Origin of the sequence: Parapedobacter koreensis (assembly GCF_900109365.1) — a bacterium.
Classification (GTDB): Bacteria; Bacteroidota; Bacteroidia; order Sphingobacteriales; family Sphingobacteriaceae; genus Parapedobacter; species Parapedobacter koreensis.
In genome coordinates, this window is the sequence record NZ_FNZR01000010.1 from 78,536 (window position 1) to 98,658 (window position 20,123).

A 20,123-nucleotide genomic window follows, 5' to 3' on the forward strand; every position below is an offset into this window, starting at 1 on the left:
CAATTTTACAATTTTTTGGCCATTAATTTTGTTTGATATCAGGAAACTTATCCCTGACCAGGTTGAGTTCGATACCGAATTCCAGCCAGGCTTTCAGCCCGTCCAATACGGTTGTAAACCCTCCCGTGTTGTCTTTAATGGTCCGGATTAAGTCATCGCCGGTTTGTTGAAACCCATAATTTCTAATCACCACATAAGTATTTTCATCGGTAACGGCCGTGAATTCAAAATCAACGGTTGTCGCGGGGTTGTCCCATTCAATGGAAATTTTTTTAGCTGGTATGATTTCCTTTACAGTCACGTCGTCTGAAACGTTGTACATTTCCCATACCCACGTAATCGTTTTACCCACTTCCAATTTCCCGCTTGATTTGGTAAACCAGAACCGGGTTGTTACATCGGGATCGATGAATGCCTGGAAAACCGTTTCAAGCGGCTTCCGAATCATCATTTGGCATTCCACTGTTGGCGTTGCGTTCATTTCCATTTTTCTGATATTTTTAATTAAATTTTAATCTCCGTTTTCCCATCCTGACATCAGAGACTTCCTTTCATTAGGAATCCCGGCAGCATTTTCCCGATGATTTCGTTCCAGCCACCATTGAAACTCTTCCCCGCGAAATCGAGGCCGTCCTGCGGGAAGGTCTCCAATCCATGATGGGTGAGTCTCAGCCTTGTTTTGCTCCCGATTTCGGAAAGTTCGAACGATACCAGCGAATAGCCAGGATACCCCTCATATTGCCAGCTGTATTGCAGTTTCCTTTGCGGGATGACCTCGGTAATCGTACACAGGTGTATGTACTGCTCTCCCTTATGCCCTTGGCCCCGGAATGTGAAGCGGAAACCGACCTCAGGTTTAAAGTCATCCAGATCGAAATACCACTGTTTTAGTTGATCCTTATTGGCAATCGCTTTCCAGACTTTTTCTACAGGAATATCGAGCTCTTTTTCAACCACCACGGGTGGGTTTTTGATGACCTCGGGATGGCTGTCGTAGACGGCTTCGACATACCGTATCCGTACCTCAAAATGTTCGGATCCGGTATCATCCGCTCCAAACGGGTATACTTCTTCGCTGCCGTCAAGCCGTTCGGCCAACAAGTCAAGCAGATCGTGGAAACCTGCAGGGGCTTTTATCGCATAATCTGCTGCCAGCTTGCTGTAGGTGAAAACCAACCTTGTGGTCTGTTCGTCCAATGCAGTCAGTTCCCAAACCGCCAGCTCGCCTTCCCAAGTCCAGACAAACCGCCTGGGCGGCTCAATGGCTACGATCTCGCCATACGATTCGGATTGGTCTTTGTCCCTGAACCGGAATGTGATGGTGCCTCCCGGACGAAAGTCCATCGTAATATCGGTGAACCAGAATTTCAGTTCCCCGGGGTTGGTGATGGCATTCCAGATCATTTCAATGGAATGGGGCAGCACCCTTTCAAAAACGACTTTATAGCCGTCTTTCTCCCTTGTTATTTTTCCTAATGGGGTTCTCATCGTTTACTGATTTATCGTTTGATAGGTTATTGTCTGTCACGCTGTTCAGGTAATCTTCCAGCGCATCCAGTTTCTGGGTCCAGAATTGCCTGTATTGCTCCACCCATTCGTTTACTTCGCTAAGTTTTTCCAATCTGGCTTCGCAGATGCGCTCGCGCCCCTGTTGTCTCATGGACAGCAAGCCGCATTCGGCAAGGATTTTCAGGTGCAGGGACACCGCTTGGCGACTGACGTCGAACCGTTCGGCGATCGCGTTCACATTAGTGGGCTCCCTGGCGACCATGCTGATGATCGCCCTGCGTGTGGGATCCGCTATGGCCTGAAAAACATCTCTCCGCGCCTCCATATTATGCAAGTATTTGCTTGCAAATATAAACGCAAGCACTTACTTGCGCAAGTTTCTCTTTCATTTTCTTACCAATGTCATCTTCCCTGTTGTTTCTTCAACAACCTCCTGATGGATACCAGGTGCGCAGGCTGTCCCGTTTACCCCACCCAATTGTCGCATTTGTCACCAGAAAAAACGAGTAATACGCATTACCTTTGGACGTATGGACACACCCTTATCACCGCAGTTAAATATCATCATCCCGGCATACAGGATGCACACGCAGAGCTTCGTGAATGTGTTGGACGGTATTTCGGAAGCAGATGCCTTGAAGCGAATCGAAGGCAGGACCAATCATGTCGCTTGGATGGCTGGCAACTTTGTAAACATGCGTTTCGGCTTGGCCAATGTGCTGGGCATCGGAGAGCAGGATCCTTACGAGGATTTGTTTTTTCAGGGAAAGGCACTGAATGAAAAATTCAGCTATCCCTCACTGGTGGAACTCAAGGAAAATTTCCACCGTATATCACCGGCAGTATACGGCGCACTGCTAACGCTTACTGATGCAAAGTTGGTCGAAATAATCCCGCTGGGTATGGATGTTCCTTTTTTCCCGGAAACATTGCTCAACTTCATTGGCATGTGCATAGGCCGAGAAGACTACCTCTGTGGGCAGATCGGACTAATGCGCAGGATATTGGATTATCCGGGCATGAAATATGATGTGGATGAACAGCTCAATTATTGATCATCACCCGGAAAATCACCGGATTTCGGACCGTCCGTAGGCAATCTTTATTAGCTTTGTATACATACCAACGGAATCAAACATTATGGAAACCAAAACAATCAGCAAGGGCGCCATCGTGTCGGCGGACCTGACCGTAGCAGACGCCGAGGCAGCACGGGACTTTTACCAAGCCGTCATCGGCTGGAGCGTCGATGAAATGCCAATGAAAGACGGAGCGGAAAGCTACAGCGACTACATCATGAAAGATGCAGACGGCAATTGGGCAGGTGGCGTGTGCCATCATCGGGGTACCAATGTGGGCATCCCCCCGCAATGGATTGTATATATCAACGTGACCGACGTGGAGGCGAGTGTCAAGCGCTGCATTGAACTCGGCGGTACGGTAATCAAGGAATCCAAAGATGAATCAGGCAAATACAATTATGCCATTATCAGCGATCCATTCGGCGCGGTACTCGGACTAACCAGTTTTTAGCCGTATGGATCGAGCAGAAAAGACAATGCTCGAAAACCTGCTTAAGCATACGGAACGGACATTGGAGCAGTGATAGGCCTCGTAAATCGTTGCCAACGTACAAGTTTATTGCCTTAAAATCTTTTCCATCTTTCTGCCTTTCGCCAATTCATCCACCAGCTTGTCTAAATACCTTGCTTGTTTTGTTAATGAATTTTCAATTTCTTCTATCCGATAGCCGCAAATTACCCCAGTTATCAGTTGTGCATTGGGATTCAATGCTGCTTGCTTAAAAAATGTTTCAAAAGTTACTTTCTCGTCAATGAGTTCCTGCAGTTTTTTATCATCAAACCCTGTCAGCCATTCTATAACTTGATGTAATTCCTGTTTTGTCCTGCCTTTGCTCTCAACCTTCGTGATGTAGTGTGGATACACCGATGCAAATGTCATTTTTGCAATTCGCGCATCGTGCTCGGGGGTCGTTTTCATGTTGTATGTTTTAATAATACAGCTTCGTTGTCCATCAATTGCTGGCCGTTTATGCCGACGTTTACCGTCGGCAAGCTTGAGGTGCGAAATGGCCACCTCATCATCTTTGCAATGGTACAAAAAAAAGGCCACATCACTGGATACGTTGACCACCAACGAAGTAACAATAATTGCAAGGAAATGTCCAATACAAACGGACAGAACGCGCGTGTTGAACATACCTTTGTTTAACAGATGGATGTATTTTCAGTGCATAAAAATCCGATCGCTCAAAACAGGTTTGGCGGATGAATACTGGCTGTACCGTTATTCGGTGGAATGGGGGTGTAATGCCAAAGCAAGCGGATAAGCACACCAAAAAATGTCCTGATTGCCCCGCACGAATGTCGGGAATAGCATGCCTGGCATAGGCTGTTTACGGTTAATTTTACAGGGCTTGATGTATCCTGTAGACGGGCACAAGGACAGCGAAAAAAACATTCAGTATAAATTAACCAGAAAAGAATAGCGGAACATGATGATGGGTGTAAAAATTATGCCGGTAACCGATGCGCTTTGGCCACAACTTGAGCAACTGTTTGGAAAGAGCGGTGCCTGCAATGGATGCTGGTGCATGTACTGGCGAATTGGCGCTGACTACCATAAAAGAGACCGGACACTAAACAAGAATGACCTTCACAGCATCATTTCAGCGGGACATCCGTCCGGACTTTTGGCGCTTGTTGACAATATCGCTGCTGGATGGTGCCAATTGACACCGAAACAGGATCTTCCCTGGTTAACCAAAAATGGTTATGGCGACCCTGACGTCACGAAAAACATATGGTGCATATCCTGCTTTTATATAAAATCTGCATATCGTAAAAAGGGATTGACCACGCCGTTGATAAAGGCGGCGACTGAATATGCCCAAAAAGCAAAGGCAACGCTTTTGGAGGCTTATCCAGGAAATTCACCCAACTCCTATACCGGCCACCTTAACACCTTTCTCAAATTAGGGTTTAACATCGTCGGCGATGGAAAATATGATCGCAAAATTGTTTCTATACGACTATAAATTCAACTCGATAAAAAGCAGATCCCACTCCAATGGGTAAGGCGTGGAGTTCTTTGTCGGCTTCATAACTTCCATCACCTGCTCCATATATAAATAATACCTGCTTGCTCATATCCGAGAACAAAGATACCGCTACGATCTGGCAATAAGGCGCTTCAAATCCAACGCCGTACCCTGCTTGCATATCTTCTGTATTCGTTGCCGAAAATATGATCCAGCATCTTTTCTTCCGGTATGATCTGGAACTTGGTAACAAACCCAGCAAAAACAACTACCCCGATGATGCCGATCCAGTTCATCAACATTACCGTCCAACCGATCAGCAACAGCACCATTCCCAAGTAAATGGGGTTTCGCGAGAACCTGTAAACGCCGATGGTCACCAAAGCAGTTACCCGAGGTAACGAATGCAGGCCCGGCCGTTCCGTCGTACGGTGCTTATATAAGGTGGCCTTAGCCGAAAAAATAATGAGGAATCCGAGCAAGAATATCATCCCTGATAATAAAGCATGGTAACCTATTTCAAATCCGAACCCTGGCAGGTATTTTACCAGCAGCCAAATCAGTGTACCACAGCCCAGCAGGATGATATCGGGTGGTATTTTCGCATCCATAGTTACCATTCGGTGCCGAGCGGTCCGACACGTGCGATTAGGAAAGTCAAAATACTGTCGCTGGTTTCCCATCCAGTCGCCCCGATGTATTTGTCTACCATTATCGGTTTTGTGTCAGACATGGCAATATCGGCGGCTAAAAACCTTTCATGTAAAAGACATTGAACCGATGGCCATCCGGGTCGGCAAACAGGAAACCGTAATATCCTTCACCGAATTCTTCCGGTCGGGAAATGATTTGCCCACCCGCCTTTTCGACCTCTTTTTCCCAGTCGTCTGCCTGCTCCCTGCTTTCCGCGGAAAGCGTAAACACCACTTCGGTCACGGTGTGTGCCTCAGCTACATTGGCATTTAAATTGGTACTGAATACGTCACCCCGAAAAAAATTGATGGCAAAGCTGTCTTGCCCGATAGAAAAACTAACCAATTCGTCAGAACCATGTGTACCGTTAGACTCGAATCCCAGTTTCGTATAGAATTCCTTTGTCCGTCCTAAATTGCTTACGGCTAAATTCGCCCAAATCATTTTTGGCTTCATACTGTCTATTTTTTTTCTTATCAGAGGTAAGCTCCGTCTATACAAAATTATGGTTTTGAACCGACACGGTTGTTGTGCAAATGCGACGAGTTAAGGGGGCGTTCGGGTCAATCTCAAACGTCCAATGCTATACTACGGCAATAGGAAGCTTTAAAGGGACGGCTCGGTTAGTTTTTGTTATCGTAGCAGTGCTATGATGGAGGTTGTTTCATGTTCATGTATTCCGGATGTTTTTCTTGGAAAGCTTTCCAATAGTCGAAACTGACTACGCGCAAAACAAATTCCACCTGACCGTGTTTCAATAACGGTAAGCAAAATGAAAAAGCAACACGAAGACGACGGGCGGATCCGCCCCTTGCAAGTGCCGGCCAAACATGCCCCACAGGCGCCACTGGATGACCGCGTGGTTTTTGCACTGGCAGACATCGGAAGCGGCACGGCCAAACAGGTCGCTGAACGGCTTGTCGAACTGAAAGACCCTGATGCGGATACCGATGTGGTAGAATCGATTCTGGAAAGCCTATTCAACAACGGGCTGGTCAATGGTACGGAAAGCAAGAAAGCACGCGTGTACGATCTTGCCAAGGTCACCCGGCCCCACCACGGACATGTCGATCCGGAAAATATAAATAACTCATGAGTTTAGTCAATAAAGGCAATATTAGAAAAGCAGAAGCCTCCAGTTATCTGAAGGCTTCTGTTATGTGGGAGCTACTGGGTTCGAACCAGTGACCCCCTGCTTGTAAGGCAGGTGCTCTGAACCAGCTGAGCTAAGCTCCCTTTGTTTTGGGTTTGCAAATATAGCGCTGTTATGCGACATTCAAAATTATTTTTTCATTTTTTTGTGAGCCGCCACAGATATCGTAGTTTTACGTTTTGATTTGGATACCAGATTAAGCAAACGATATGAAGCACTCGCGCATACTAGTCGTGGATGACGATCCCGATGTACTGACTGCTGTACGCTTGTTACTCAAACAACATGTGGACAAAGTCATTACCGAGCCCAACCCTGAGCAAATTCCTTCGCTCCTCGCGAAGGAAGCACCGGACCTCGTGCTGTTGGATATGAACTTTAAAAGCACCATCAACACGGGCAATGAGGGATTGTACTGGCTGAACCGTATAAAAACCATTAAACCAGACCTGCCCGTAGTAATGATTACGGCTTATGGGGCCATCGATCTGGCGGTGACGTCTCTCAAGCAAGGGGCGGCAGACTTTGTGGTGAAGCCTTGGCAAAACGAGCAATTGATTGGCGTGATAACCGGCCTGCTGTCGAAAAAAGATCGCAAAAAAAGCATCGAACCCAAGAAGGCAACAGCTGACGCGGAATTTATTGGGGAATCTGAAATCATGCAAGATCTGCTGTACAAAATCAGCAAGATAGCTCCTACGGACGCTAACATCCTGGTATTGGGCGAAAATGGTACAGGTAAAGATCTGATCGCAACGGCCATCCATAAGCAATCCAGAAGAGCGGATAAACCGTTCGTAAAGGTAGATGTGGGTGCACTCACTGAAAGCCTATTTGAAAGTGAGCTTTTCGGACACAAAAAAGGTGCGTTTACGGATGCACGCGAAGATCGGATGGGTCGGTTTGAAGCGGCAAATGGTGGTACGCTCTTTCTGGATGAAATAGGCAATATTTCTCTTCAGCAACAAGCTAAATTGCTCAGCGTGCTGCAAAACAGGCAAGTCATTCCTTTGGGAAGCAACACGCCCATTGCGGTGGATATCCGGCTAATTTGTGCAACCAATGTACCTTTGACGGATTTGGCTAATGAAAACCGTTTTCGAAAGGACCTTATTTATCGCATCAACACCGTGGATATACAGGTACCTCCTTTGCGTGATAGGGACGAAGACATTGTCCGGATCGCACGGCATTTCTTAAAGAAATATGCCCAGAAATACATGAAATCCATCGTCGATTTTGATAAAAGGGCAGAACAAAAATTGCTTAAATACCATTACCCAGGGAATGTCAGGGAGCTTCAATATAGTATTGAACGTGCTGTCATCATGGCTGATGGAGAAATTCTTAGCGCGGAAGATCTCATCTTCTCCGCTATTGAACAAGTGCCCTTAAATAGCCAAAACCAACGGCAAGTACCGGAGGAGCATAACCTCGTTGAACTTGAGCGCATTACCATCGCTAATGTCGTGGAAAAGCATGGCGGAAACATTAGCAAGGCAGCCAAGGAGCTCGGTATCACACGCACTGCGCTTTATAGGCGACTAAGCAAATACGATATCTGAGGATGCGACGATTCAGGCGATTGATTTTTTTCCGGGCGATACTACTGTTGTTAGCGTTGACCAGCTTGGCTTATCTGCTATTCAAAGGACAATACTTGTATGCGCTACTGCTGGGCCCGTTTTGCGTTTGGATGCTCACCCTGAATTTTCGTTCCCAATTGCTGGCTTACCGCGAATTGGAGGAGTTTGCCGAAGCGGCCCGCTATCGCGATTTTACCCGACATTTTCCGCTAAGCTACGCTAAAGCGGAATTGCTGCCTTTGCGGAGCGCTTTTAATGAAATTAACGGTGTTTTTAAGAAAATTACGGGCGAGCGGGAAACGCAGTACCAGTACTTGCACCAAATTCTCGAAATCGTAGACACCGCCATCCTTTCCTACAACACGGAGACCCACGAGGTCGTCTGGATGAACGATGCATTCAAAAAACTTTTCCGCATACCGTATTTGCACCGATTTGATGGGCTTCAGCGTAAAAACGAGGATCTCTACCAAAAAACCCTGCAACTGGTGCCGGGCGAGCAAACCCTGCTCAGTGTCAATTCGGCAAAAGGAAACATCAAGCTACTGCTTACTTCCAGCTATTTCCAGACTCCGGAGGGCAAGTTCCAGCTGGTGGTCTATCAAAATGTCAATGAGGCCATTGACGAGACAGAAGCCAAGGCATGGCAAAAGCTTTTGAGCGTACTGACGCACGAAATCATGAATTCCATCGCTCCCATATCGTCCCTTGCGGACACATTGAAGACTCGTCTGGACAGCATGCCCAATAGCGAAGACTTGGAGGATATCCGATTGGGCACCGAAACGATAAAGCGCCGCAGCGAGGGACTGCTCAAATTTGCTGGCACCTACCGTTCATTGAATAAAATCGAACGACCGAATATCAACAGGGTATATGCAGCCGATCTCTTTGAAAATCTCTACCAGCTCATGGAGCCATCCCTCATCCAGAAGAATATTGAGCTGGATATTATCTTGAAAGATACCCAACTGCAGCTTGATTTGGACGTGAATCTCATCGAACAAGTGCTCATCAACCTCCTGCTCAATGCCATCGAAGCGGTCAAAGAAGTGCCAAACGCCAATATTTCACTCTCTGCTTCGGCTAATGACGGCAAACCGCAGATCAAAGTGAGCGACAATGGGAGAGGGATCCCCCCGGATTTGCTCGAAAGCATTTTTATTCCTTTTTTTACAACCCGTAAGACCGGAAGCGGCGTTGGGCTCACGCTGAGCAAACAAATCATGCTGTTGCATGGCGGCAATATTTTAGTACAAAGTGAAGAAGGGAAAGGCAGCGTCTTCACCCTCCAGTTTTAAACAAACGCATGAAAATACTCGTTGTATGCTTAGGGAATATTTGCCGATCGCCGTTGGCACACGGTGTATTGCAGCATTTTGTCAATGAGCGAGGATTGGATTGGGTCGTTGATTCCGCGGGTACCGGCGGCTGGCATGTAGATAATCCCCCTGACCACCGTGCCATCGCAATAGCCAAGCGCCACGGCATTGATATTAGCAAGCAGCGCGCTAAACAATTACACAATCGCCACTTGGACGAATTTGACTACATTTTGGCAATGGATCGTAATAACCTAAAAAGCTTACTGGCCCAAGCAAAAACCAGTGAACAACGTGCCCGCATCCAGTTGTTTATGGGTGATCGCGAAGTTCCTGATCCCTATTATGACAACCGTTTGTTTGAAGTGGTCTTCCAAATGGTGGAAGAAAGATGTCGGGAATTATTACGGATGTGGGAAAAATAAAAAAGCGCCACCGAAGCGACGCTCTTCCAGATACTAAAACAAACAGTTCATACTATTCTAAGTAATTTACCGTTATCGTTCGCTTTACCCTCAATGTGGTAATGCTATGTGGTTAAGTTTATAAATTTCTGCCTATAATGTGTTTCTTACCTCACAATATTATGCCAATTGCCAACATACCCGCTGCACAGTGCCCAATTTTTCAGAAAAATCACCAATAAGTTTGAAAATCAACCAGATCTTTTCATTAACGAAACGCAAGCCATGATCGAAAAACCTGATCACGGTAGATTCCAGGGGATTCCCATCCCCCACTTTGTAGAATAATTCCCCAAAATGTAGCCTTCTTTTCTGAACACCAAAAAGATTATATTTGCCAAGTGAATGCATCATTGATCAATAGAAAATGGACCGAACTGCAAGCTGATACGGCAAAGCGGTTCGAAATGGAAAAGCCGGATATTAAAGTGATGCTCTTCCTCATCGGCGTACAAGAATTGGGTAAGGGCCCCATGAAGTTCAGCAAAAGGCAGAAAGAAGAATTGATGCATATTGCCACATGCCGACTCTTCAGCGCAATGGGTTTTTATGAATTAGATGGGTTGGATCAAGATGGCTGGCCACATTGGCGACTCATCAAGCCCATTCCTAACTATACGCTTCTTGAGCAAGAATTGATTATCAAATCACTTATTATTGACTATTTCGACGACATTAGCTAACAAATAGTAAACAGACTTAAACGCCATAGAACGAACATGAAGAAAACCCTTATACTCATTGCACTCGTTGCATCCATTGTCTCTCTACATGCCGCCGCACCTCCGCACAAATATATCCGAATCATCACGCCTAAAGGGGAATGCTTATTGAAACTCTATGATGAAACGCCGCTGCATCGCGACAATTTTGCCAAACTGGTACAGGAAGGCTATTATAAGGACTTGTTATTCCATCGTGTGATACATCATTTTATGATTCAGGGGGGCGATCCCACCTCCCGCTACGCGGCAGAAAAGCAGCTATTGGGAGGAGGCGGGCCGGAATACACCGTGCCTGCTGAGTTTAAAGACAGCCTTTTTCATAAAAAAGGTGTTATTGCCGCTGCCCGCGATGACAATCCCGAAAAAGCTTCCAGTGGTTCGCAATTTTACCTGGTACAAGGACGGACATTCACCGATAATGGCCTTGATAGCTTAGAACAATTGCGCCTCAGTGGCCGTAAAATTCCGGCATACCAGCGCGAGATATATAAAACATTGGGGGGAACGCCCCACCTGGACCAGAGTTATACGGTCTTCGGGGAAGTGATCTCGGGAATTGCCGTCATCGACAGCATTGCTGCCGTGGAGACTGATCGCTATGACCGTCCAGTGGAAGACCAACGCATGGATATGGTCTTGCTCACCCGCAGAGAAGCCCTCAATTTGGAACGTGAACAAGCTGGACTGCCTCCCCGTAATGGTATTTTCACCAAGTTTTTTGACCTATTCAAGCCAAAATACTGAGGGATCTCCCATTAGTCTTGATTCTTTTCGCCTTCTCCTTTTTTACCAAACACGCGCCTGAAAAAACCACCTGTCTTTTCTGCGGCCCGTTTGGCTTCTTCGGCGGTATTCATAAGCCGCTGTTCGCGTTCAGGACTGATACCCGCAGATTCTTTGATGCCTTGCAATAGGCTTTGCCACAGCATTTTGAAAAAGGAATAGGTTTCCGGACGCGTATAGTTTATCCGACCCCGATGGTATTGACCATTGGCATCGGGGTTGCTATCATTAATGATAAAACTATTGGTTAAGAAGGATACTACCTTATTTGATGATGTATTTCCATCGTCATCGGCAGACAGCAAATGGAGCCGCATATTATCGTAGTCAAAACGCAGGGAACCCCGTGCCCGATGGTCATCCGCCTGCACGTCAAAATTCAAACCTTTGATATTCGCGCTACCGATTTCCGCATTCAATAAAGGCGTAATGATTCGGTTAAACGGCATCCCATTCATAGGGCCAACTGTCCCTTTATACGTATAGCCTCCGCGCTTATCTAACATATCAAATGCAAATAGTACGTCTAATTTACCGGTATTCATCAGGTACGCCGTCAGTTGGGCTTCCATGACTTGGTTTTTCAGCAGAGCTGATGTGTCGTTTGTCACATTCCGGAAAACACCGCTTGCATTGTCGAATGTGATTTTTCCTTCCTTTCCATACTTTTTACTTACTTCGGCGTAGCTAACGCTCAGATGATTGAGCAATACCGAATCAATCTTAATCACCTGCTTCATTTTCAGCAACAATTGGTGGGGTGACTTGCCAATTTTATTGGTCGGATGCTTGGGATAACGCAGATCGTTGGATATCGCTACCGTTCCACTATCAATGTGCAAGCTCCCGGCATACAGTTGCCTGCTATCCACAAACCGCTGTAGATCGACATCTTCAAGGCGAATCGTCGGAAAGGCTATAATAGCCATATCTTTTGCTTGCTGGCTTCGCCTGTAAAACTCCCGTCTATTCATTCGAGGAGCATATTTCAAGCCCTTAATCAAGAGTTGCCTGTATGAGGTGGCCAGCTGTAGGCGATCAAAACTTACATAATAAAAGCTATCGGGCGTTTCGTATCGAAACCCGGGCATATCTACATCAATGGCCTGCGTCAGGTAAAACCGTGTCGTATCAAACTGTGAAACCGAATCAATGAGTACATCCCGTACCCGGACATTGAGGTGGTTCAATGCAGTCTCGTTTACCGCGGAATCGGTTCGCTTTGAAAATTTAAACTGAATATCGTTGAAATGGATATCCCCCACGCTCACCTCATTGAGTATATGCGCTATCCGCTGATAAAGCGATCGCTGATCACGCTTAGTGGCTACAGTATCGTTATAAGCGTGATACGTATTTATTACTTGGATGGCTGGCGTATCGATAATGATATCGTCAATACGCAATCGCCGATCGGAAAGGATGCCGCGCGGATGGAATTGCCTGACTCTCAAATTTGCAATATTGATGTTATAAACATTGTCGGGCGCTTGCTGGCGGTGTTCCAGTTTGGCGTACATTGTTGTATCTACCGTCAGTCGGAAGTTTTTGATGGAGGCATTTCCCGTGATCAAGTTAAAGTCCAATTCGTCATAGGCGATCAGGTAAAGGCTGTCCGTAGCGTTCATGACGGCTTCTTTGAGCCGGGCATCCAATATCGGCCGCCAATGCCTGCTCAGGTACCAAACGCCTACCGCTATAATCATCAAGAGGCTTACGACAATTCCAATTACCCATTTCCAAATCGGTTTCATGACGCGCATAGTTACATTTGACGGAGAAACAACAATTGGCTATGAATGTTTTCGTATTCGTAAAGGTAGTGATTTCCGTGGCAATTCCCAATAGGTCATATGATGGTTGGTGGCCAAGCCAGTGGCACTTAATGTCAGCTTAAGGACAAAAAATAAAAAACGCTAGGCCGGAATCGCGACTTATCAAAAAAAGCACTACCTTAGACCTGCTGTTCGCTGCCCTTATCTTGCTCCATGCAAATTGCATAGCGCGAATCCCCATTCGCATAAGCAAATAAACGAACCAGCGAACACAGCGTAAAAACAAGACAATAAACAGCGGAAACATATGCGTGGCTACCATTTCTCACAATATATCCCTACTGCATTGCCCAAAGGTGGTTTTGATGAATTGCTGAAGCTTTTTATGCAACTCCTACAATATACGGCGGGTGACGCCATGGAGGCGTTGGCTTGGCTCAATGAGCTGGATAAGCAGTACAACCTGACCACGGATGACTACGGCATGGGCGATTTTATCCAGGATCTCAAAGACAAGGGTTATTTGAGTGACGACCCAGGCTCTGGGCAATTCCGGATTACTGCTAAAAGTGAGCAGACCATCCGCCAATCCGCCTTGGAAGAAATTTTTGGCAAGTTGCGCAAAAGCGGGCGTGGCAACCATAATAGCAACCTTTCCGGACTGGGGGAGGAAAAAAATGCCGACCGTCGGGAATACCAGTATGGGGATAGCTTGGATCAGATTGACATGACCACTTCTATCCATAACGCACAGGTAAATCATGGGATTGGCAATTTCATGCTCACCGAACGAGATCTTGAGGTGGAAGAGCGGGATTACAAAACATTGACCTCTACCGTGCTGATGATCGACATTTCTCATAGCATGATACTTTACGGCGAGGATCGCATCACGCCTGCCAAAAAAGTAGCAATGGCCTTAGCCGAGCTTATTCAGACTCGCTACCCTAAAGACACCTTGGATATTGTAGTATTTGGCAATGATGCCTGGCCGATTAGCATCAAAGATTTGCCTTACCTTCAAGTAGGCCCCTACCATACCAACACGCTGGCTGGGCTTGAGCTGGCTACCGATTTGTTGCGCAGACGCAAGACCCACAACAAGCAGATTTTCATGATCACCGATGGAAAGCCAACATGCCTGAAGGAAAATGGCCGTTATTATAAAAATAGCGTAGGCCTTGACCGTAAGGTAGTCAACAAGACGTTGAATATGGCTGCCCAATGTAAGCGATTGAATATTCCCATTACCACCTTTATGATTGCTCGCGATCCGTACTTGCAGCAATTCGTCCGTCAGTTCACGGAAACCAACGGCGGAAAAGCATTCTATAGTTCGCTCCAGGGATTAGGTGAATACATTTTTGAAGATTATATTCGCAACCGGAGAAAGACGGTAAGGTAGTGGGTGTTGGTGTCGATTCAAGCTGTTGCTCCTTAACTGGGTGGGATCCGGTTCGCTTGGCTTCCATCCCCAAGATTTCGTCTGCAACGGCTTAAATTGGTGGCATTAGAAAACGGTGATCAGTGGTGGAGATCGGTGATCGATAACAATAAAAAATAACGATTTTACAAATAAACATGACTCATATTCACACATTAGGCGAACTCAAACAATCCGGATATCAATACCGTGCCGTAAAGGACGAATTAAGAGCCAATCTCATCAAACAATTGCAAGAAAAAAAAGCTGGATTTAAAGGCATCGTCGGCTATGACGATACCGTCATTCCCGAATTACAGACAGCGATTCTTTCCAGGCACAATATCTTGCTGCTGGGATTGCGCGGACAAGCGAAAACACGTATTGCCCGCTTGATGGTGCATTTATTAGATGAATACGTACCTTATGTGGCCGGAAGCGAACTTTTTGATGATCCGTTGCATCCCATCTCTTGGTATGCGCGGAACGAAATCCAAACCAAAGGTGATGATACGCCCATCGCTTGGCTGCATCGCTCAGAACGGTATACTGAAAAATTGGCCACCCCGGACGTCACCGTGGCCGACCTCGTAGGCGACGTGGATCCCATCAAGGCAGCCACATTGAAGCTGACCTATAATGACGAGCGCGTCATCCACTTCGGATTGATCCCACGGGCCCATCGGAGCATTTTTGTTATCAACGAATTGCCCGACCTGCAAGCGCGGATACAAGTTGCCCTGTTTAATATGCTACAGGAAAAAGATATCCAAATACGGGGCTTCAAACTGCGTCTGCCGCTTGATGTCCAGTTTGTATTCACGGCTAACCCGGAGGATTATACCAACCGGGGCTCCATTGTGACACCGCTGAAGGATCGTATCGAAAGCCAAATATTGACACACTATCCAAAGAATATTGATATTTCCCGCAAAATTACTTTTCAGGAAGCGCGCATAACGCCGGATCAGCAAACCGCCATCGAAGTAGATGGCCTATTGAAAGACTTGGTCGAACAGGTCGCGTTTGAAGCCCGCGAAAGTGAGTTCATCGATCAGAAATCGGGCGTGTCTGCTCGTCTTACCATATCAGCGTTTGAAAACCTGGTAAGTGCGGCCGAACGTAGGATGCTGATATCCGGCCAGCGGAAAACCATCGCTCGCCTATCAGATTTTGCCGGTATTATACCTGCCATCACCGGAAAAATCGAATTGGTTTATGAAGGTGAGCTGGAAGGGCCTGTACACGTAGCGCATCGCCTAATCGGATCGGCGGTAAAAACCCTTTTTACGCAATACTTCCCGCATCCCGAGAAGGCAAAAAAGTCCAAAAGTGAAAACCCATACTCATCCATTGTTGATTGGTTCACGATGGGCAACCAGCTGGAGCTGACGGATGATCTATCAGATAGCCAATATAAAAAAGCGCTGATGCAAGTACCGGGCCTGCATGCCCTGGTAAAAAAACTTCACCCCAAGCTTGCGGAAAGCCAGCAATTGCTGCTGATGGAATTTGTGCTTCATGGATTAGCCGAGTATTCGCAACTCAACAAAAGCTACCTCGATGGAGGAGTCGTATTTGCGGACATGCTGGGCAGCTTGTTTGACGGCGACTTTGATGATGAGGAGTTTGAAGGAAGGTGATATTAAAGTGGCTGCTCCTCAACTGGATCCGGTGCGCTTCGCGATGCTTTTCCTCTCCTTTCCAAGGCACCTTTGGATGCGCACAAGCAACCTAGGGGGATGAGCGGAGCGAGTCTTCCAGTTGCGTTGCGTATCCAGGGTGCCGCCATCTCCGCTGCCGTCTCCTAGGTTTCGGCTTCACCGATCACCATACAAAAGTAGCCTTACGCGTCGGATTATCCAGTTTAGTGCTTTTTCGTTTGCCGTAGGCTGTTACATGCAAAATATTGCTTTGTTTGGGAAATTGATCAAACAAAATACGGCTGTCTATGACAAGTCGTTGCACCTTGTCTACATTGCTCACTTCAAGGTAGCACCACGCCACGTCGTCTTCGATTTCGTAGCCAAGGTAGTGCAGCGTTTTCAACTCGCCATCTACGGCAAGCTTGAATTGCTTCCCGAGGTAATCTGCCAATAAGCTGTCAATCATAGGACGATCAGCAGGACTAATCAAGTCCACATGGGCACTATAAGCCGCTTTGAGGGCATCTTCAAGGTCGTCATGGAAGATGCGACAGCTTATTTCCATGGCATGTGTCTTTTCGTTGAAATCTACTGCCGTGATGCTCACATAAAACGGATGGAACAATCCTAAAAAAACACTAAAAATTAAACTCAACATGAAATTTCAAGCCTAACACCGGTATGCTATTGCATTTTTTTTGTTATAGATTGCGTTTTCGCCGCAATAAACGTAATATTGTTGCGAATATAACAACAAAACTTTCAACATGCAGGATTTCGGGGTTTATTTCGAATTAGGTTTACAGCATATCTTAGACCTTTCGGGATACGACCATATCCTTTTTGTAATTGCGCTTTGTTGTACCTATTTCATAAAAGACTGGCGAAAAGTCACCGTGTTGGTCACGGCCTTTACTGTCGGGCATTCGCTTACCTTGGCATTGAGCGTATTTAATCTCGTCCGGGTAGATACGGAACTGATCGAATTACTTATCCCGATCACCATCGTCATCACGGCCTTCAGTAACGTGGTCAAAAAGCGCCAACGAGCAGCAAATACGGACTGGCTTACATATAGTTACGCCTTGTTTTTCGGGCTCATCCACGGGTTGGGTTTTTCCAATTACTTGCGATCGCTATTGGGCAAGGAAAGCAGCATCACCTGGCCATTGTTTGCTTTCAACGTAGGATTGGAGTTGGGTCAGTTGGCTATCGTTTTTGTCGTTTTGATGGCATCACTTATCGCCACGGGTATCTTTTCCGTATCCAAGCGCGATTGGTCGTTTTTCCTTTCGGCCGCAATTTTCGGCATTGCGTTGATGATGGCGCTGGAAAGAACGTAGTGCCGGGCTGTAAGCTGATTTTGCCCGTGAACTAATATTACTTTTTTATTTTAATTTGTTGAAGAAAGACGAAGCTTAAAGCAAAACAATATGAAAAGAAGATTCCATCAATTAGTCATGCTTATCGGATTGGGGCTATACTCCTTCCCGACCGTAGCACAGTATCAAAACAATCCTGGATCAAACCATGGCAATAAGTTTGAACAATTGGGCACGCTATTGAGCGATCCCAACGTATACCGTACAGCTTCGGGCGCGCCAGGGCACCAGTATTGGCAGCAGAAGGCCGATTACGTCATCGATGTAGAAGTAGACGACGAAAATCAACGCGTCATCGGCGCTGAAACCATCACCTATACCAACAACTCGCCGGATCCATTGAATTACCTCTGGATCCAGTTGGATGAAAACGAGCACAAGGCCGATGCGGAAAACAAGAAATTCGATGAAAGCTCACTCGGCGAACGGGTGACTACCCGTCAACTGCAGCAACTCATCGGTGATGATAAAGATTTGGGCGTCAAAATCCTGAAAGTAGCCGATGGTGCGGGCAAAGCACTTCAATACACGATTAATTATACCATGATGCGGGTGGAATTGCCTGCCATCCTAAAGCCCGGCGCCAAGTTTGTGCTACAGATTGATTGGCAATACAATATCAGTGATCGTACTACGGAAGGTGGACGCGGTGGCTATGAGTACTTTGCTGAAGATGGCAATTACCTATACACCATCGCACAATGGTACCCCCGCATGGCCGTATATTCCGACTTCCAAGGTTGGCAAAACAAGCAATTCACCGGTCGAGGTGAATTTGCGCTGGCATTCGGCGATTTTAAAGTAAATATTACGGTACCGGCCGATCATGTTGTGGGTGCCACGGGTGAATGCCGTAATTATGCTAACGTACTGACCGCTGCGCAACTGAATCGGTGGCAACAGGCACAGCAGGCCAATGAGCCTGTGGAGGTCGTCACCCTTGACGAGGCCAAGCAAGCCATGCAGGGCAAGGCCACGGCTAAGAAAACCTGGATCTATGAAGCCAAAAACGTACGCGACTTTGCTTTCGTCACCTCTCGCCGCCTGGTGTGGGACGCCATGCGCGTCAAGGAGGGTATTGAAGGAAATACACCCATGGCGATGTCTTACTATGGCCCGGAAGCTTACCCGCTCTACCGTCCTTACTCCACTAAAGTAGTCGCGCATACCTTGAAAGTATATTCCAAACATACCATCGCCTATCCTTATCCGGTAGCCATCTCTGTAGAAGCTTCCAATGGTATGGAATACCCCATGATCTGCTTCAACTATGGGCGTGCAGACAAAGATGGCACCTATTCCGAGGCTACTAAATACGGGATGATTGGGGTAATTATACACGAAGTGGGCCACAATTTCTTCCCCATGATTGTCAACTCCGACGAGCGGCAATGGACATGGATGGACGAGGGACTTAATACCTTTTGCCAGTTTCTCGCCGAGCAGGAATGGGATAAGGATTTTCCCTCACGCCGCGGGCCTGCACATAAAATCGCGGATTACATGAAGCTTCCCAAAGACCAGTTGGAGCCCATTATGACCAACTCGGAAAACATTGTGCAATTTGGGCCGAATGCATATGCAAAACCAGCAACCGCACTCAATATCCTGCGCGAAACCATCATGGGACGTGAGCTTTTCGACTACGCCTTCAAGGAATATTCGCAGCGTTGGGCTTTCAAACATCCCACGCCTGCTGATTTCTTCCGCACCATGGAAGACGCCTCAGCCGTTGATCTCGATTGGTTTTGGCGGGGTTGGTTTTTTGGTATAGACCCTGTGGATATTTCCTTGGACGACGTACAGCATTTCCAACCCATGGGGAGTCTGCAGGACGCCCAAGCTGAGGCTAAGACGGCTTTTGAAAACGACCTGAACACCATTTCCCGTCAGCGTAATATCGAAGAAGGCATCGATTTTGCCGTAGAGGGCGATACTTCTTTGCAAGATTTTTATAACAAGTGGGATCGTTTTGCCATTGCTGATGAAGATAGGCAGGCATTTGAGCAATACTATGAATCCTTAACGACGGAGGAAAAAGCATTGTACGATGGCAAGTACCACTTCTATCAACTCAGCTTCAGTAATAAAGGTGGACTGGTGATGCCCATTTTTATCCAATGGACATTCGCCGACGGCACTAAGGAAATCGATCGTATACCAGCGTATATTTGGCGTAAAAATGAGCATGAAGTAACCAAGGTCTTTGCTAAAACCAAGGAGGTAAAAGCCATTCTCATCGATCCCCTTCGGGAGACAGCAGATATCGACGAAGAGAACAATGCGTGGCCGCGCCAACATACGCCTACGCGGTTTGAATTGTTTAAACAAGGTGCTGGCCCAGCACGGGGTGCCTCAGCCGGCCCGAACCCCATGCAACGGGCGAGGCAGCAGTGAGGTAAATCAAGCAGTTGCTCCTCAACTGGATCCGGTGCGCTTCGCTGCCGTCTCCTAGGTTTCGTCTGCAACTGCTTGATTTGATGATGTAGGAATTATTGGGGGATTCAAGCAGGCGATCCGCTACTGGATATGGTGCGCTTCGCGATGCTTTTCCTCTCCTTTCCAAGGCAGCTTTGGATGCGCACAAGCAACCTAGGGGGA

The 20,123-nt window shown here is 46.8% G+C and carries 21 protein-coding genes and 1 tRNA gene; 13 read left to right on the plus strand and 9 right to left on the minus strand.

Features of this window, described 5'->3' with window-relative positions; all coding sequences use genetic code 11:
• Window positions 1-22: 22 nt before the first annotated feature.
• The 3 genes from BMW65_RS20180 to BMW65_RS20190 are packed head-to-tail and all read right to left on the minus strand — an operon-like array spanning window position 23 to window position 1,834.
• A complete protein-coding gene (locus BMW65_RS20180; RefSeq protein ID WP_245747706.1) occupies window positions 23-487 on the minus strand; it encodes an SRPBCC family protein in 465 nt (154 codons plus the stop codon).
• 50 nt (window positions 488-537) lie between these two features.
• Window positions 538-1,488 (minus strand): SRPBCC domain-containing protein, encoded by a 951-nt coding sequence (locus BMW65_RS20185; protein WP_090608315.1) that lies wholly within the window; start codon window positions 1,486-1,488, stop codon window positions 538-540.
• A complete protein-coding gene (locus BMW65_RS20190; RefSeq protein WP_177181235.1) occupies window positions 1,442-1,834 on the minus strand; it encodes an ArsR/SmtB family transcription factor in 393 nt (130 codons plus the stop codon). The genes BMW65_RS20185 and BMW65_RS20190 overlap by 47 nt, the downstream gene beginning before the upstream one ends.
• Window positions 1,835-2,039: 205 nt before the next feature.
• Between BMW65_RS20190 and BMW65_RS20195 the strand changes: the two genes are divergently transcribed.
• Window positions 2,040-2,564, plus strand: coding sequence for a hypothetical protein (locus BMW65_RS20195; RefSeq protein ID WP_090608316.1), 525 nt, complete (start codon window positions 2,040-2,042; stop codon window positions 2,562-2,564).
• 85 nt (window positions 2,565-2,649) lie between these two features.
• On the plus strand, window positions 2,650-3,042 hold the full coding sequence (locus BMW65_RS20200) for a VOC family protein (protein ID WP_090608318.1): 393 nt from the start codon (window positions 2,650-2,652) through the stop codon (window positions 3,040-3,042).
• Window positions 3,043-3,147: 105 nt separating this feature from the next.
• On the opposite strand, the gene BMW65_RS24780 is transcribed toward BMW65_RS20200, so the two are convergent.
• Window positions 3,148-3,729, minus strand: coding sequence for a DUF2200 domain-containing protein (locus BMW65_RS24780; protein ID WP_317040499.1), 582 nt, complete (start codon window positions 3,727-3,729; stop codon window positions 3,148-3,150).
• Window positions 3,730-4,024: 295 nt separating this feature from the next.
• On the opposite strand from BMW65_RS24780, the gene BMW65_RS20210 reads away from it, so the two are divergent.
• A complete protein-coding gene (locus BMW65_RS20210; protein ID WP_090608320.1) occupies window positions 4,025-4,567 on the plus strand; it encodes a GNAT family N-acetyltransferase in 543 nt (180 codons plus the stop codon).
• A gap of 155 nt (window positions 4,568-4,722) precedes the next feature.
• Here the strand turns inward: BMW65_RS20210 and BMW65_RS20215 are convergent, their stop codons facing one another.
• Together BMW65_RS20215 and BMW65_RS20220 are read right to left on the minus strand one after the other, a co-directional pair.
• On the minus strand, window positions 4,723-5,181 hold the full coding sequence (locus BMW65_RS20215) for a methyltransferase family protein (RefSeq protein WP_177181236.1): 459 nt from the start codon (window positions 5,179-5,181) through the stop codon (window positions 4,723-4,725).
• A gap of 136 nt (window positions 5,182-5,317) precedes the next feature.
• Entirely contained in the window at window positions 5,318-5,719 is a 402-nt protein-coding gene (locus BMW65_RS20220) for a VOC family protein (protein ID WP_090608324.1), read from the minus strand.
• A gap of 316 nt (window positions 5,720-6,035) precedes the next feature.
• On the opposite strand from BMW65_RS20220, the gene BMW65_RS20225 reads away from it, so the two are divergent.
• The gene (locus BMW65_RS20225) at window positions 6,036-6,359 is read left to right on the plus strand and encodes a hypothetical protein (protein ID WP_090608326.1); all 324 of its coding nucleotides are present in this window, start codon (window positions 6,036-6,038) and stop codon (window positions 6,357-6,359) included.
• A 65-nt stretch (window positions 6,360-6,424) separates the two neighbouring features.
• Here BMW65_RS20225 and BMW65_RS20230 read toward each other — a convergent pair.
• A tRNA-Val gene (locus BMW65_RS20230) sits at window positions 6,425-6,499 on the minus strand.
• Window positions 6,500-6,625: 126 nt separating this feature from the next.
• Between BMW65_RS20230 and BMW65_RS20235 the strand changes: the two genes are divergently transcribed.
• The 5 genes from BMW65_RS20235 to BMW65_RS20260 all read left to right on the plus strand — a co-directional run bounded on the left by BMW65_RS20235 (window position 6,626) and on the right by BMW65_RS20260 (window position 11,257).
• Complete coding sequence (locus BMW65_RS20235) at window positions 6,626-7,981, plus strand: sigma-54-dependent transcriptional regulator (protein ID WP_090608328.1); 1,356 nt, start codon at window positions 6,626-6,628, stop codon at window positions 7,979-7,981.
• A gap of 2 nt (window positions 7,982-7,983) precedes the next feature.
• Window positions 7,984-9,303 (plus strand): sensor histidine kinase, encoded by a 1,320-nt coding sequence (locus BMW65_RS20240; protein ID WP_090608330.1) that lies wholly within the window; start codon window positions 7,984-7,986, stop codon window positions 9,301-9,303.
• An 8-nt stretch (window positions 9,304-9,311) separates the two neighbouring features.
• The gene (locus BMW65_RS20245) at window positions 9,312-9,749 is read left to right on the plus strand and encodes a low molecular weight protein-tyrosine-phosphatase (RefSeq protein ID WP_090608332.1); all 438 of its coding nucleotides are present in this window, start codon (window positions 9,312-9,314) and stop codon (window positions 9,747-9,749) included.
• 380 nt (window positions 9,750-10,129) lie between these two features.
• On the plus strand, window positions 10,130-10,471 hold the full coding sequence (locus tag BMW65_RS20255) for a hypothetical protein (RefSeq protein ID WP_090608337.1): 342 nt from the start codon (window positions 10,130-10,132) through the stop codon (window positions 10,469-10,471).
• Between the two features lie 36 nt (window positions 10,472-10,507).
• Entirely contained in the window at window positions 10,508-11,257 is a 750-nt protein-coding gene (locus BMW65_RS20260; protein ID WP_090608339.1) for a peptidylprolyl isomerase, read from the plus strand.
• 11 nt (window positions 11,258-11,268) lie between these two features.
• Here the strand turns inward: BMW65_RS20260 and BMW65_RS20265 are convergent, their stop codons facing one another.
• On the minus strand, window positions 11,269-13,050 hold the full coding sequence (locus tag BMW65_RS20265) for a hypothetical protein (RefSeq protein ID WP_143053953.1): 1,782 nt from the start codon (window positions 13,048-13,050) through the stop codon (window positions 11,269-11,271).
• Window positions 13,051-13,378: 328 nt separating this feature from the next.
• Between BMW65_RS20265 and BMW65_RS20270 the strand changes: the two genes are divergently transcribed.
• Window positions 13,379-14,476, plus strand: coding sequence for a vWA domain-containing protein (locus BMW65_RS20270; protein ID WP_090608343.1), 1,098 nt, complete (start codon window positions 13,379-13,381; stop codon window positions 14,474-14,476).
• Between the two features lie 176 nt (window positions 14,477-14,652).
• Window positions 14,653-16,137, plus strand: coding sequence for a sigma 54-interacting transcriptional regulator (locus tag BMW65_RS20275; protein WP_090608345.1), 1,485 nt, complete (start codon window positions 14,653-14,655; stop codon window positions 16,135-16,137).
• Between the two features lie 184 nt (window positions 16,138-16,321).
• Here the strand turns inward: BMW65_RS20275 and BMW65_RS20280 are convergent, their stop codons facing one another.
• Complete coding sequence (locus tag BMW65_RS20280) at window positions 16,322-16,798, minus strand: DUF6702 family protein (RefSeq protein ID WP_143053954.1); 477 nt, start codon at window positions 16,796-16,798, stop codon at window positions 16,322-16,324.
• Between the two features lie 109 nt (window positions 16,799-16,907).
• Between BMW65_RS20280 and BMW65_RS20285 the strand changes: the two genes are divergently transcribed.
• Complete coding sequence (locus tag BMW65_RS20285) at window positions 16,908-17,483, plus strand: HupE/UreJ family protein (RefSeq protein ID WP_090608349.1); 576 nt, start codon at window positions 16,908-16,910, stop codon at window positions 17,481-17,483.
• 90 nt (window positions 17,484-17,573) lie between these two features.
• Window positions 17,574-19,919: a M1 family metallopeptidase gene (locus tag BMW65_RS20290; RefSeq protein WP_177181237.1), complete on the plus strand. Its 2,346-nt coding sequence runs from the start codon at window positions 17,574-17,576 to the stop codon at window positions 19,917-19,919.
• The last annotated feature ends 204 nt before the right edge of the window (window positions 19,920-20,123 follow it).